General features: G+C 63.3%; 13 protein-coding genes and 1 tRNA gene. 8 read left to right on the top strand and 6 right to left on the bottom strand.

Annotated features, from left to right (window positions below; genetic code table 11):
• The coding region (locus ACR9ZJ_RS11625; protein WP_481287839.1) for a hypothetical protein at nt 1–661 on the bottom strand (661 nt) is incomplete at its 3' end.
• 135 nt (nt 662–796) lie between these two features.
• Here ACR9ZJ_RS11625 and ACR9ZJ_RS11620 point away from each other — a divergent pair.
• From ACR9ZJ_RS11620 to ACR9ZJ_RS11595, 6 genes are all read left to right on the top strand, one after another.
• Nucleotides 797–870: transfer RNA gene (locus ACR9ZJ_RS11620), tRNA-Gly, on the top strand.
• A gap of 938 nt (nt 871–1,808) precedes the next feature.
• A complete protein-coding gene (locus ACR9ZJ_RS11615; RefSeq protein ID WP_481287838.1) occupies nt 1,809–2,765 on the top strand; it encodes an MBL fold metallo-hydrolase in 957 nt (318 codons plus the stop codon).
• Entirely contained in the window at nt 2,762–3,067 is a 306-nt protein-coding gene (locus ACR9ZJ_RS11610; protein WP_481287837.1) for a hypothetical protein, read from the top strand. Before ACR9ZJ_RS11615 ends, ACR9ZJ_RS11610 begins: the two co-directional genes overlap by 4 nt.
• Nucleotides 3,064–3,897 (top strand): MbnB/TglH/ChrH family RiPP precursor modification enzyme, encoded by an 834-nt coding sequence (locus tag ACR9ZJ_RS11605; protein WP_481287836.1) that lies wholly within the window; start codon nt 3,064–3,066, stop codon nt 3,895–3,897. Before ACR9ZJ_RS11610 ends, ACR9ZJ_RS11605 begins: the two co-directional genes overlap by 4 nt.
• A complete protein-coding gene (locus ACR9ZJ_RS11600; RefSeq protein ID WP_481287835.1) occupies nt 3,894–4,574 on the top strand; it encodes a hypothetical protein in 681 nt (226 codons plus the stop codon). Before ACR9ZJ_RS11605 ends, ACR9ZJ_RS11600 begins: the two co-directional genes overlap by 4 nt.
• Complete coding sequence (locus tag ACR9ZJ_RS11595; protein ID WP_481281594.1) at nt 4,558–5,148, top strand: HvfX family Cu-binding RiPP maturation protein; 591 nt, start codon at nt 4,558–4,560, stop codon at nt 5,146–5,148. Before ACR9ZJ_RS11600 ends, ACR9ZJ_RS11595 begins: the two co-directional genes overlap by 17 nt.
• A 41-nt stretch (nt 5,149–5,189) precedes the next feature.
• Here the strand turns inward: ACR9ZJ_RS11595 and ACR9ZJ_RS11590 are convergent, their stop codons facing one another.
• Both ACR9ZJ_RS11590 and ACR9ZJ_RS11585 read right to left on the bottom strand, forming a co-directional pair.
• Nucleotides 5,190–6,059 (bottom strand): SDR family oxidoreductase, encoded by an 870-nt coding sequence (locus ACR9ZJ_RS11590; RefSeq protein ID WP_481287834.1) that lies wholly within the window; start codon nt 6,057–6,059, stop codon nt 5,190–5,192.
• A gap of 44 nt (nt 6,060–6,103) precedes the next feature.
• Nucleotides 6,104–7,036, bottom strand: coding sequence for an NADP-dependent oxidoreductase (locus tag ACR9ZJ_RS11585; protein ID WP_481287833.1), 933 nt, complete (start codon nt 7,034–7,036; stop codon nt 6,104–6,106).
• Between the two features lie 108 nt (nt 7,037–7,144).
• Between ACR9ZJ_RS11585 and ACR9ZJ_RS11580 the strand changes: the two genes are divergently transcribed.
• Nucleotides 7,145–8,029, top strand: coding sequence for a LysR family transcriptional regulator (locus tag ACR9ZJ_RS11580; RefSeq protein WP_481287832.1), 885 nt, complete (start codon nt 7,145–7,147; stop codon nt 8,027–8,029).
• A 90-nt stretch (nt 8,030–8,119) separates the two neighbouring features.
• Here the strand turns inward: ACR9ZJ_RS11580 and ACR9ZJ_RS11575 are convergent, their stop codons facing one another.
• The 3 genes from ACR9ZJ_RS11575 to ACR9ZJ_RS11565 form a co-directional block, all read right to left on the bottom strand.
• Nucleotides 8,120–8,944 (bottom strand): DUF5694 domain-containing protein, encoded by an 825-nt coding sequence (locus ACR9ZJ_RS11575; protein WP_481287831.1) that lies wholly within the window; start codon nt 8,942–8,944, stop codon nt 8,120–8,122.
• 107 nt (nt 8,945–9,051) lie between these two features.
• Nucleotides 9,052–11,922, bottom strand: a complete 2,871-nt coding sequence (locus ACR9ZJ_RS11570; protein ID WP_481287830.1) for a type 2 lanthipeptide synthetase LanM family protein — start codon at nt 11,920–11,922, stop codon at nt 9,052–9,054.
• An 86-nt stretch (nt 11,923–12,008) separates the two neighbouring features.
• Nucleotides 12,009–12,197, bottom strand: coding sequence for a DUF6229 family protein (locus tag ACR9ZJ_RS11565; protein WP_481281588.1), 189 nt, complete (start codon nt 12,195–12,197; stop codon nt 12,009–12,011).
• A 215-nt stretch (nt 12,198–12,412) separates the two neighbouring features.
• Here ACR9ZJ_RS11565 and ACR9ZJ_RS11560 point away from each other — a divergent pair, with 215 nt between their 5' ends.
• The gene (locus ACR9ZJ_RS11560; RefSeq protein WP_481287829.1) at nt 12,413–14,089 is read left to right on the top strand and encodes a cyclic peptide export ABC transporter; all 1,677 of its coding nucleotides are present in this window, start codon (nt 12,413–12,415) and stop codon (nt 14,087–14,089) included.
• Nucleotides 14,090–14,122 lie beyond the last annotated feature (33 nt).

The raw sequence follows: 14,122 nt of genomic DNA, 5'->3' as shown, positions 1-14,122 counted from the left end.
AAGGAATCCCTGTCCCCGGTTGATTCCCCGACCCCATACCGGTACCCGGCTGCGGCGCCCTGCTGTTCGTCATCCCCGTACCGGGCTGAGGCTGCTGGTTTCCATAGCCACCATTCCAACCATTCCGCCAGTGGTCGTCCCGCTCCGGAGGCCGTTGCGGCGCCAGCTTCACACCGGCTCCGCTGGCCGAGGCGTTTCCGCCGGAGGGGGCGGCCAGGCTCACCGAGCCGTTCCGGTCATGGTCGTGATCGTGGCCGCCGTCGTGACCGTTGCCCGGGCCATCGTGGTCATGGCCGTGCCCGTCATGGCCGTCATGCCCGTGCCCGCGCCGGTCGTCCCGGTCGTAGCCGTAACCGTAGCCCGGGGGATAGCCACCACCGTAGTAGTAACCGCTTTCCGCCACGGAGCCATCGCCGTAGCCGGAGTGGTCCCGATACCCGTCATCGCCCACGGCTAGCTGCCCGCCCACATAGAACCGGGGCGGCTGCGGCAGGCTTCCGGTGCTCACGGTGTCCTTGCGAACGGGTACGGAGGGCCCGGAAATGTAGCTGACGCCCGGCTTGGGCATGTCTGCCGTGGACACGGTGCGCGATTGGGCACCCGCGAGACCCGCGCCGAGCGCGAGCCCGATGGCGATGGAAAGCGAAAACGCACGACGCATGGCACGACCCTCGTAGGGATTCCCTCGCCGGATTATGCGCGCAGGGCCTGGAGCCGGCGTAAGAATCCACGGACGCGTTCAGCCACCCGCCACCTTTCCCCCATCGCCACTGTCGTATTACCATCCATGCCCGACGCGGGTGTAGCTCAATGGTAGAGCTGTAGCTTCCCAAGCTACTGACGAGGGTTCGATTCCCTTCACCCGCTCCACAACCGCTTGTAGTCTTTGCGGCACAACGGTTAGGGGCATTAGCGGTATCCGGAAACGGCCCTGGCATAGGTATCGTTTGAAGTATCGCTCTCGTGCCAAAGCTCCCTCTTTCTGTATCGATCTACTGGAGCGCCCGGTCTCGGGCCGCCGGTGAACCCGCGAGTCCGTTTGACCCACGGCGCGCTGCGTTATGTGGTGTGCCGCATCTGGACCTGATTGCGGCCCGAATTTCTCGCCGACCTCGTGCATGAATCCGATGCGCTGGACCGTCGTCGCATGGCGCTGTCACTGGAAGCCATGGCGGCACTGACGAACATGGTTTGCAGTGCCGCTATGGCTCATGCACGGCTATCGTGGGATCAGGCACGAGATGCGATTGCCTTCAACGCCGAACGAACCGAAGGTAAATAGTGCGGCGCTTTTTTTCTCATTGAGTGAGAACTTTCGCAACGTTGATTCAAGTCCAAGAAAACGGGCTAAAGTCTGCATGGAGAAGCGCGGAGAGGACGTGACTCATGGACAAGGAACGGCGTTGCGCCATTCCAGAATATCCCGGTACGATCGATCAGCTGACATCCGCCGACTGCGTGGTCAGAAAGACAGCGAAGCGAGCTGCAGGATTGGAGAAGCGCCTTCACAAGTAGGTGAAGTATTGGAACGTATGGAGAGAGCCATGGACAGGAACAATGGATAGCCAAGCTTTTCGTAGACACTCACGAGAGCTTTCAATCAGAGACGATAAATCCCCGCCGGTATGGCGTCATCGCAGGCGAATGCAGATGACCTCGGCGTAGCAGCCATCGTATGTCTCTGAGCGGCACGCGCGATGGATGCAATGACGCGACCGCGCATGCCAGTTGCGAAATAGCGGTTCAAGCCTGATGCCGTCGCGCTGTCGAGCGAACGCACGGCTGCTGCCCAACATGGAGAGTCTTACGTGAAACACATCCTGCGAGCCGCCGGCGCACTCGGCCTGGTGGCAACGTCCTTTGGCGCATTCGCCGCCGAGCCGCTTTGCAACTCCACCGGCGCCATGTCCATTCAGTTGCTGGGCTCCGGCGGTCCCATCTCCGACGATGCCCGCGCGTCATCGGGACAAGTCATCTGGATCGATGGAAAGTCGCGCCTGCTGATCGATGCGGGTGGCGGCACGTACTTGCGGTTCGGGCAGGCTGGCGCGCGCCTGGAAGACCTGCGCTTCATTGGTATCTCGCACTTTCACACCGATCACAGTGCAGATTTACCGGCCATTCTCAAGGGCGGCTACTTCATGGCCACACCGAACACGGTCGCGTTGGCCGGTCCCAACGGGTCGGATGTCTTCCCCAGCATGACGGCCTTCTTCAAGGACATGTTCGGCGCAGGCAAGGGATCCTTTGCGTATCTGCATGGCCTCCATGATGGCAGCGATGGCTTGCAACTCGCCGTCAAGCCGATCGAGGACGTCGACACGCACGCGTCTCAGCGGAGCCTCGTCTATCAAGACGCGGACGTAAAGGTCTACGCGTTCGGTATTCCCCATGGCGAGGTTCCGACGTTGGCGTTCCGCGTCGAGGGCGAGCACGGCACGATCGTGATCTCCGCCGATCAGAACGGAAGCCGCGCGGGGTTTATCGATTTCGCCAAAGGTGCGGACATCCTGGTGATGCCGGCCGCCATCGATGACGACGCCAACCAAGGTTCCAAGTTTCTCCACGCGCCCCCGGCCATGGTGGGGAAACTGGCTGCGGCAATCCAGCCGAAGTTGCTGGTCCTCAACCACTTCATGGGGGCGTCGTTGAAGAACAAGGACGGCAACGTGCGAATCATCCAGCGGTACTACCACGGACCGGTCGCAGAAAGCCGCGACCTGTCCTGCTACCCCATACCTGAAGTCAGCAAGAGCCATCCATGAACAACTCACTCACGCTCTCGATCGCGCTGTCATCCTTGGCCGCACTCGGCCCCATCAGCGCACCCGTGCATGCGCAAGCGGCACACGTCCCGTCGACAGCGCCCGCTCCCGCATCGCACGGTGGCAAGTGCGCCAGTGGGAAGTGCGGTACGGAAAAGATCTATGGCAAGGCGCAGATCAAGCAGGATCCGCAGGATCGCTTGGTTCGCACCCGCGATGGCAAGTGCGGGCTGACGGCGCAGGGTCATGACGCCCCGGTGTCGACCGCACGGAAGCTGGCCGAGGGGGTTTGTGGGCAATGAATGGACATGGCCGTGGACTTGGCCTTCGGCGTGAATTCGCGTCCTGCCTCGCCAGAGGTCCGGTGCGGTCGGATATCGATTTCCTGGAGATCGTTCCCGACAACTGGATGGGCCTGGGTGGAGAAAGTGCGGAGGTCATGGAGGGCTTGGCTTCGCGATATACGATGGTGGCGCACGGCTTGAGCCTCTCCATCGGAGACACCCAGCCGCTGGACTGGGAATATCTCGATTCGATAAAGAGCTTCCTTGACCGCTACGACATCCAGACCTACAGCGATCATGTGAGCATGTCACGCGACAGCCGCGGGTACCTGTATGAGCTTGTTCCCGTGACTCGGACTGAGGCCAGCCTGCGTTGGATGGTCGAAAAGATTCGGGCCGTGCAGGATTTCATGTCCCGCCAGCTTGTGCTGGAGAACGTGTCGTACTACGTCGATGACGAATGCGAGATAGGTGAGGCTGAATTCCTGGCTCGCCTGGTGGATGCATCGGGATGTGCATTGTTGCTTGATATCAACAATGTCTATGTCAACTCACGCAACCATGGCTGGGACGCGGCGAAGTTCCTCGATGCCTTGCCCGCTGACGCGGTCGCCTACTACCACATGGCCGGACACCTGGATCAAGGGCCCGACGATCGGGTTCTCGACACCCATGGTACGCCGGTATCCATTGCTGTCATGGAATGGGGTGCGCGCGCCGTGGCCCGGTTTGGTCGGCGGCCCGTGGTGCTCGAACGGGATAATCACCTGCCGAGTCTGGACGACCTTTGCCGGGAGTTGGGTATCGTCCACCAGGCCATGTTGGAAGCACGGGCAGCCCGGGCGTGACTGTCGAGGGCTTTGACGAGCTGTACGCCGCAGCAGAGCGACGTTGCCTTGCGATTCGTCGGGGCGGCTTCGGCCCATACGGTGCATTGATCCGCGCCACGATGCGGGAAATGGTGATGAGCATGTTCCCGCGGTTCGCGGCGCGGCGCGGCGCGGATAAGCGGGATGCCGACATCGAGGCTTTCTGCATTATCCACGGCGCATCGCGCGCACCATTCATCCAGCTCGGCACCGAGTTTCTCGAATTCATGCAGGGGCGGCTAGGAAATGGCGTCGACCGCATCGTGCTCGAATACGAGTGGCTGCTCTTCGAAGTGGAAGTGCACCCAGCCGTGGTGCCCGCGTGGCCCCTTGTCGACGGGCAAGGGGGCGGCCGGCTGGAACTCAATCCCACCCTGCGCTGGATTGCTTCGCCCATCGATCTCCTGCGTGCGGACGCCGACATCGACGCATCGCCGAAAAACGAGGCACCTCTGGTCTATGCCGTGTATCGCAGGACCGACCACCGCGTGGTCACCCAGCCCCTCAGAGCGGCCGACATCGCCCGATTTCAGCTCTTTGAAGCCGGCCCCGTGGTGACAACGTTTCCTTTTGATTCCTGGCTCTCCGATGCGCTGCGGGAGAACCTCCTTTCTTGCTCACCGATATTCGAGGTGCTCCATGCCCCGTCCGCTTGATCTGCTGAACCGATTCCTGGATCGATCCCGTCGGCTCGATTTCATAGCTCTGTTGTCCATCCGGCTTTACCTGTTGCCCACGCTTTACGTGGGGGCCCACGCGAAACTCGCCGGTTTCAGTGGCGTCGTGCAGTGGTTTGGGACACCCGTGGCTCAAGGCGGGTTGGGTTTGCCGTTGCCGTATGTGATGGCGGCCCTGGCGACCGGCACCGAGGTCGTGGGCCTGGTGTGTATCGCCTTAGGGCTGGCGACGCGCGTGGTGGCGATTCCCGTGATGATCTTGATGACGGTCGCTGGCCTCTCCGTGCATTGGTCCCACGGATGGGCGGCGATCGCCGGCAAGACCACGGAGGCCAGTTTGCGCCTGGATGGCCTCATGTCCTGGCTGGCTCAGTCCTTCCCGGGCCGATTCAACTATGTCACCGAGCTGGGCGATCCGGTCATCTTGAACAACGGCATGGAATTCACCGTCACCTACACCATTCTCGTGATGGTCTTGTTCTTTTATGGCGCGGGACGTTATGTCAGCGCCGATCATTGGATCGCCCGGGTCTTCCCGCGCTGGCCAAGGTGAACGGTGAGGGCTTCGGCAATGGTCGAAGGCGTCCCGCCACCTCAATCCCCCGCGACGATGCCCGCCACAAACTCAGCGTACGAATGAAGCGGCCGCCCCAGCAGGGCCACCAGCCGCTCGACATCGCCGGCCTCCGGAACCATTCCTTCCGTGACGAACCGCTCACCCATCAGGCGCATGTCGAAAGCCATCCAGCTGGGCATGTACTGGCGGAGGTTCTTCTCGAATCCATCCATGTCTTCACCCAGGTAGGCGATCGGCCGGCCAAGCGCGTCCGTCCAGATCGCGGCGACATCGGCTCCGGTGAGCGTGTCGGGGCCGACGACGTTGATCCGGTTGAGCGGCAGCGGTTCGGCCGCTCGCTCGCGGCGAAGCAGTTCGATGGCCGCGACCTCGCCAATGTCACGCGTATCGACCATCGCCAGGCCCTTGCTGCCGATGGGCATGGGATAAACGCCGTATCCGGTCACCACATCCTTGATCGAAAGATCGTTATTGATGAAGTAGGCCGGGCGCAGGATCGTCGCGTGGAGGCCCATGTCCTCGATCATGCGCTCGACGCCGTGCTTTCCGGCGAAGTGCGGAACGTTCACGTAGACGTCGCTATGGATCACCGACAGGTAGACGATGCGTTCGATGCCTGACTCGCGGGCGATGTTGAGCGCGATGAGTGCCTGGGTGTATTCGTCGGCGGTCACGGCATTGAGCAGGAACAGTGTGGAGACGCCCGAGAAGGCTGCCCGAAGGGAGTCGACGTCGAGCAGGTCGCCTTGAGCGACGGCGACAGTTGCCGGGAAATTCGCTTTCGAAGGATCGCGTACGAGTGCGCGGACGTCGGCGCCACGCTTCACGAGCTGTTCGACGACGTGGCGGCCGATATTGCCGGTGGCTCCGGTAACGAGGATGGTCATGATGTTTACTCCGATGACTTAAATGAGAGAGAGGGGTTACGGATTCAGAGGGAGAAATCGACGACGACCTTGCCGAGCTGTGGCTGGGTCCGGTTGCGTTCGATCGCTGCGGGGAGGTCGTCGAAACGCACGACGGCGGCGACCCTGGACTGCAGGCGGCCCACCGCCACGTCCTCGGCGATCGCATGCAGGCGTGCGGCATCCGGCGTATTCACGAACCAGAGGCCGCGGCGTCCTGCGGGAGTGTTCGACTCGATGGCTGGCGACGCGGTGCTGACGACGACGCCGTCATCGGCGAGCACGGACCACGAGCGGCTCAGTACCTCGCCACCGACATAATCGAGTACAAGGTCGATGTCGCTGGCGCGGTCTTCGAATTGTTCCCGGTCGTAAGCGATGACGTGGTCCGCGCCAAGGCCGCTGACGTACTCAGCGTGATCGCCCAGCGCGGTGGCGAACACTTCCGCTCCCGCTCGATGTGCGAACTGCACGGCGAAGCCACCAAGGCCACCCGCGGCGCCATGGATCAGGACACGCTGGTCGGCACGTACCGGCCCTGCGAAATGCAGGCTCTGCCATGCCGCCACGGAAGCCACGGGCAACGCGGCGGCTTCGACAAAACTCAATGATCGAGGCACGAGGCTGAGGTTGGCCTCGTCGACGGCGACCAGGTCGGCATAAGCACCCAGTCGTCCGAGTGAACCCATGACGTGGTCGCCTTGACGCAGCCGCGTCACGCCAGGGCCGACAGCCTCGACCACGCCGGCGAGTTCTATGCCCAGCGTGGTTGGCAGTTGCAAAGGAAAGACATCCCGCACGTAGCCTTCGCGGACTTTCCAATCCAGCCCGTTGACTCCAGCGGCGTGGACGCGGACCAGGACCTGGCCCGCTTCGAGAGCGGGGGCGTCGATAGCGTAAGCCCGGACGGTTTCAGGTCCGCCGTACGCGGCGAGTTGCAGGGCGCGAATAGTGTTCATCGATGCGTTTCCTTTGGTGTTCGGTGGGTACGGACCAAACGATAAGGGGTTCCACATTCGATACACAGACCTTAGAATCGAGACACCTGGTACCAAAAACGAGACACCATGGACCTCAACGCGCTCGATGACTTCCATCTCGTGGCGACACACGGAGGCTTTGGAAAGGCTGCTCGTGCCACGGGCCGATCCAAGGCGACGCTGTCGCGCCGGGTTGGCGACCTGGAAGAAGAGCTAGGGGCTCGTCTTATCGAGCGCGGCACGCAACGCCTGGAGCTGACGGACGCGGGCCAGTTGTTGGTGGGGCGCACGGAAGGACCCATGCGCGAAATTGCCGAGGCGTTCGCGGCCGTGCGTGATGGGCTTGCCCTGCCACGCGGTCGTTTACGTATCGCGGCGCCGCAGTTGTTCTCGCAACTCGCCTTGGGAGGGCTCGCCGCGAAGTTCCTGGAGAGCTACCCGGAAGTACAGATCGAGACCGTGTCGGAGGACCGTTTCGTCAACCTGGTCGATGAACGTTTCGATGTGGCTATCCGCATCAACCCCCAGAAGGACAGCGACCTCGTGGGGCGGTGCTTCGCCCGGGATCGTCTGGTCCTCGCCGCGGCGCCGTCCATCTCGATGCCCAGGGGGCGGCGGGATGGACCTTTCCCGATGCCGGCCGTGGTCATGTCCACCTATCGCGATGGCGATGTGTGGACCGTTCGCAATGGCAAGCTCGCCATCGCGCCGCAACCCGTGTTGCGCCTGTCGTCGCTACTGATGGTCCGCGATGCCGTCGCCGCTGGGGCGGGTGTCGCCTTGTTGCCGCAATCGATCGTGGGAAGCCTGCTCGAAAGCGGAGACCTCGTGACATGGGGGATCGCGGGCGAGGACGTCGAGCTATGGGTACTGCATACGTCGCGACGTCTGCAAAGCCCGAAAGTGCGGGCTTTCGTGGAATTCATGGCGCAGCAGTACCCCAGCGGCTCGTTCACCATACCGCTGAGGTAGATGGGCTCGGCTCTGCCATGTTGTCGTCCGGGCGTTACCCGGAGACATGTAGGTCGACGATACCGCTCATCCGGGTGGTTTCTTGGCCACCTATCTGGTGGTCGCTTTCCCGGTCAGCCACGGTTGCGGCTCGACCAATTCAAACACGTTGGACTCCACCGCGTCTTTACGCAAGTGCGGCCCATGGCCGGCGCCATAGACGACGAGCACACGGTCCCCAGGCTTCGTCGCAAGCGCGCGGATATGCGTGAAGATGCGCAGGTTGCGCGCATACCATTGGCCGACCCATGCAGCGCCAGGATTGTTGGTGTCGTCACCGAAGAGCGGAAGTTCGAAATAGCCTTTCTGATCCTGATTCATGCACTTGGGATCGTTCCACATGAGGTACCACTCGGTCACGCTGTGGCCTTTCAGGTACTCGGTCTCCTTCGCCGCCGTGGCTTTCCACGGGCCGACGGTTTTTTCCAGCAGGTCCGCCTTGCCATGTGCCTTCGCCCATGCCATCCAGTCGTAGTCGGCATCCTTGCCTGGGGCATCTCCATTCCAGTCGACGGCATCGACACGGGGTAGTCCCAGCTGTTTGGCCAGCCGCAATCCGATCTGGTCGGTTTCGTCTGCCGTCAAGGTGTAACGGCCTGCCCGATAGTCCGCGTAACGCTTATCGAGTTCGGCCTGCTTGGCATAGGGATATTCGATCGCGATGTGCGTGGGCTTCCATGCGGCGAGCCGCGTGACCATCTGCTCGATCTCGGCCTGGCGTGCCGGCGTCCGCACGTCTTCCACATGCGTATTGGCCACGTCGCGATTGTGGTTGGCCAGGTGGCCCGAGCCGAGGAACATCATTTTAGGCACCTCCTGCGCCGTGGCGGCGAGCGACGCCACGGCCAGGAGGGTGGCGGATATCCAGCGATGCATGTGATCCCCTGCGTTGATGAGTGAGCAGGTAGGATGCCTGGCCTGCCTGGATGGTTGGCATGACTGATGGCATGACCGGCGGACTCGGCTATGCCAGGCAAGGACGGCTAAGTCGCCACCACGTCGTGCTCGCGAGCCGTACCGTGCGAAGCTACGGCCACGTGATATTCCATCAACAATGGCGACGGCACCCGGCATGCCGGGTGCATCCGGGTCAACTGCAGGATCGATCCCGAGACACCGCTCATCAGGCCGGGGGTGAACGCATCGCGTGCCAGGCCACCGACGATGCCGTGCTCCTCGATGCTGGACAACACGATGGCCGCGGCTGGCAGTCCCGTGTCCGGCACGAGGGACGGATCGAGCCGCGCCGCACGCGTCAGCAACTCCCAGGTGCTGAGATCACCGTGGCACAGGGTGTGACTGTGTCCCCAGCCACCTTCGGCGGCGACGCGCACCGCGCGGCGCAGCGTGTCCAGGTGGCGTGGGTGCCGTGTGCGCTCGTAGAGGTCGCATGCCGCCAGTCCGATGCCGACGCTGCCGTGGCACCAGGTGTTCGCGAAGTCGTCGCTGTCCGGTTTGCGTACGTCGATCCAGTTGCCCGCCTTCGTATCGTATAGCGATTCCTCGAAATCGAAGGCCAACTCGGCGAGGTTGAGCCAGCGGTGGCGGTCGATGGCGTTTCCGGCATCGCTGAGGCCGAGGCGTGTGAGTGCCCAGCCGGTACCCGTCGCGCCGTGGGCAAAGCCGCCGATCGGCTCGCTGAAGATCGACGCGGGCCAGCGCGCCCCGCGTTCGTCGACGATGGCGGTCGCTTCGAGGTGTCTGCCCGCCCGCTCCGCGAGCGCCAGCCAGCGCGGATCGCCGGTGGCGTCCGCGAGGTTGAGCAGGGGAACGATCGCGCCGCCCACGCCTTCCAGGATATCGAGAACGCGCTCGTTCTCGATGTCCCAGCGTTCCATGCGCGTCGCCTGGGCCACGGCGCGGGACAGGAATTCCTCACCCGGGTGCAGGTAATCGAGGGTCAGCCACGTCTGTACCTGCGAACCCAGCCCGATGAAACCGCCGATCGCCTCGGCTTCGTCGCTGTCCTCGGCGGCACGCAGGATGCGGAGCACGCCATGCAACGCCTCGGCGACCCCGACGACCTTGTCGACTCGGCCATGTCGCATTTCCTCGGCGTATCCAGCGAGTGCCAGCGCGATGCCGCCCAGGCCGACGTAAAGATTTGACTGCAGCGTGCGCATCGTCCAGCCGCCACGGCCGAGGATCGGGCTGATCCAGGTCATGGTGCCATCGTCACCGCGCACGGAGAGGCGAAGGAGTTGTTCGAGCGTCTCCCGGGCCATCGCCCGCCGCCGCCGATCGAGATCGCCGGCATGGGCGTTCCGGGCGGAGAGATCGTAGGGGGAGCGTTTGTCGTCGTTGAGCCGCACGTTCAGGTGGGCGGTGACGAGGGCGCCGCGAATGGTCAGTTCCTCCAGCTCGATACGCATGTCCAGCCAGGCGCGAAATACCTCGTCCCGCTGCGATTCGTCCAGCACGTTGGCGAAGACGGGGACGTCGCCATGACGCATGTCGTCGATTTCGCCGGCGATGATGGCTGGGTCGGAAGGGGCGACGGGCGAGACGACGGCGTTTCGCGTCAGAAGATCGCGGGCGCGCTCGATGGCGGCTGGTTCGTCGTGCAGCGATGCGGGATGCCAGAGCATGCGCATCACTTCGACATACGCCTGTGTCGGCCGCCGGATGCGCCGTATGCGACAGCCGACGAAGGCTTCGAGCAACGGCGTGAGCGCTTCACCGCGATGCCGTTCGGCGAGCGCATCGCTCATTGTGCGGAAACCCGTGACGATATCTTCCCAGAAGCGTGAGATGTCGGGGTTGGTGCAGGGATGGTTCTTGCCGGTCTCGATCTCGACGCTGACCAGTCCGACCCGGGCCTCGGTCGTCCCGGCATCGACGATCTCCGGAACGCGGATCTTCGGTTGCTCACCCTGCAGCGCGCCGATGGCGGAGATGTCGACGCCGTCCAGTCCCAGCACCGGCGCCCGGAACGGGACCAGCCCCGTGCGAAGCACCGACGAGCGGATGAGCGCCTGCGCGAGGTCGACGGCTTCGCCCTTCTGCGAGGGTGGCAGCGGAATCTCCGTGACGAACAGGCTTTCGACGTCGACCACGTACGGGACGATGGACGACGCGATCAGGTTCTCGTAGTGGATGTCGGTGCCGCCGAGCAATCGCATGACCGCGAGCCAATGCCCGATGTTGCGATAGAAGATGGCAAGCTGCGCGTCGTCGGTGCAATGGATATGGTCGACATGGCGGCTCCATCCGTAATCGCCCCGGTCGAGCACCGCGGGTACGCGTATGCGCGAAGGATCGTCGTGGAGCACCGTGTCGAGAAAACGGTCCAGCACGGCGTCGACGCGCAGCGACCTCGGCTTGTACATGACCGTGCCACCGGCGAAGGTCAGGCGTGCCACGGACTGTCCGCCCTCGTGGACATCACCCTCGCCGAGGTACAGCGAGCGGAGTTCGCCAAGATCGGTTCCCACGAAGAGGGACAAGGCTTCACGGTCGGCGACCAACCGCGAAAGCATGGCGACGATGGCATGGCGTTGCTGGTCCAGAACCTTCGTGAGGCGGGGCGTGAGTACGGGATAGCGGCGATCGATCGCCGCGACGAATCCGGGGGTCATGGCGTGTGCGATGAAGGCGGCGAAACGCGAGGCTTCGGTTCCCTCGGGAAGGTCACCGGAAAGCTTTGCCGCATGCAGTTCCAACAGGAGCACGCGGTTGAGCTTTCGTTCGGCGTTGTCGAGCAAGGCGCGTTCCGCGACCCTGGCGACAAGAAGGCGTTCCACCTCATCGAGCCCGGGTTGGCGGACGATGTCCTCGGCGAGTCGCCGGCGTGCGTCGTCCGTAAGGAAGGCGATGACAGGGGCGAAGGCGTTCTGCGACGCGGATGCATCCATGGGCGGTCCCGACGGTACCGTTGCGGTTTCTAGGATGGCGAAGGGATAGCCGTGGGGTTGGCCACGGCTATCGCGGCTACCGCTTGTTAGCAGCAGACGCCCGGCCGGGAGGCCGTACAGGAACTACAGTTGGAAATCAGTGCGATGTCCGTGCTGGTCATCGCCATCAACGTCTGGGCATGGCCCTCGGTGTAGAGCGAACCAGCCGGATTGTCATACCCACCTACGCTATCGGCGCCACTCAACCATCCCGCCAGGATCTTGTCGGTCTGCATGCGAGTACTCCTCAGGTGTTACGGGTGTGCGCCCGGACGTTGAAGAAGCGCGTCGCGGCGGGCGCATCCACGACGACGCCGCCAGAGCATTCTGATGACTCCGGGACGAGGATTTGCGTGGTTTGCCGAATTTGCGCGCAAGAGACGACACATGCCGGCGACCGGTATCTGGCACCATGCGATGACGCCGCCACGATGGGTGGAAGGGTGCATCGATGATCCTCAAGCGCTTCATCCTTCGACACCGTGCCCTCGTCCTCGGTGCCATGGTGCTGTCCGCCGCGAGCGCCCTGTCCACCATGGCGCTGCTGTCGCATATCAACGAGCTGGCCGCCAACGGCGTGCACGCCGGCCGCACGGCTTCCTTATGGAAGGGCGCAGGATGGCTGGGTGCCGTGCTCGCGACAGGCGCGATGTCGCAATTCATCCTGGCCCGTCTAGGCGGCGATCTCGTCGCGCAACTGCGGATCGACCTGTCGCGCCGTTTCATCGACCTGGAATACGAGAAGCTGGCCAACGAAAAGCACGCGATCTTCGGTTCGCTCATCGAGGACGTGGCAAGCATCGCGCCGCTGGTGCTCGTCGCTCCTTTATTGGCGTACAACGGGTTGCTCGTCGTGTTGTATGCGGGTTATCTCGCCAGCGTTTCACCGCCACTCCTGGGCATTCTCGCCACCTTTCTCTGCGCCACGATCGTGGTCTCTCTGGCATTGGAACGGTTTCTACGTCGTCGCTTCGACGCCCTGCGCGAAGCGAACGAAAAGGTCTTCGAATACTTTCGCTACCTCAGCGAAGGAAAGAAGGAACTGGCGCTCAATGCCGCGCGCGCCCGGCATGTCGCCGAGGAACTTATCCGACCGGCCATCGGTCGTTCCCGCCGCTTGATGATCCAGGTGCACACGGGTCTTGGTTTCAACGAGGCGTGGTCGTCGGCGGTGATCTACGCGTCGGTCTTCGTCATCGTCTATGTCGGTTACGCGAGCCTGGCATTGCCACAGGCAACGCTCATGCGCTTCGTGATCGGCGCACTGTTCCTCAGCGGCCCGATCGCGTTCATCGTGAGCGCGGCACGGCAGGTGGGCGTCGGTACGGCCAGCTTGCGGCACCTCCAGCGCGTCGGCCTGGATCTTGGTGGTGAGGTCGATCCACCCGTACACGGGGCGGAGCAGGGAATCGGCGACGAATGGCGAAGCATCGCGCTCAGGGGCGTCAGCTACGCCTATGCGGGCGATGAGGACGGACGAATGGCACTCGGCCCGGTCGACATGGAAATCCGGCGTGGCGAACTCCTCTTCATCGTCGGAGGCAATGGCAGCGGCAAATCGACCTTGTTGCTCCTGCTCGCCTCGCTGCTCACGCCACGCACAGGCGAACTCGCCGTCGACGGCGTGCCGCTAGAGGCGGACAAGCAGCGTCATCGTGAGCGTTTCACGGGCGTGTTCGGCGATTTCTTCCTCTTTCCGCATGTGCTCGACGTGGCGGGACATCCTCTTCCCGACGAACGCATCCGGACGCTGCTGGTATCGCTGGGCCTGGGTTCGCAGGTCCAGGTGGCGCAGGGGGAATTGTCGAAGCTCACCCTTTCCACCGGGCAGCGAAAGCGCCTGGCGCTCTTGCAGTGCTATGCGGAAGACCGCGACATCTTCTTCTTCGACGAGTGGGCCGCCGACCAGGACGCGCACTTCCGCGATTACTTCTACCGCACGCTTTTGCCGGACCTCAAGGCGCAGGGCAAGACGGTCGTGGCGATCACGCACGACGACCGTTATTTCTCGCTGGCCGACCGTGTGGTGAAACTCGAAGCCGGGCGCATCGTTTCAGATACCCGCCGCAGAGATGGCGGCGCGGCGCACACCGCACGCGATTCCGCGGCGGAGCATCGCGTAGGCTAGAAACGACAGGGCCACCACGCAGATGCATGGTGG

Source organism: Luteibacter sp. KNZ12-1A, from assembly GCF_056755675.1.
Note: the sequence above shows the minus strand (reverse complement) of the source record. Positions and strands in the feature narration are given on the sequence as shown.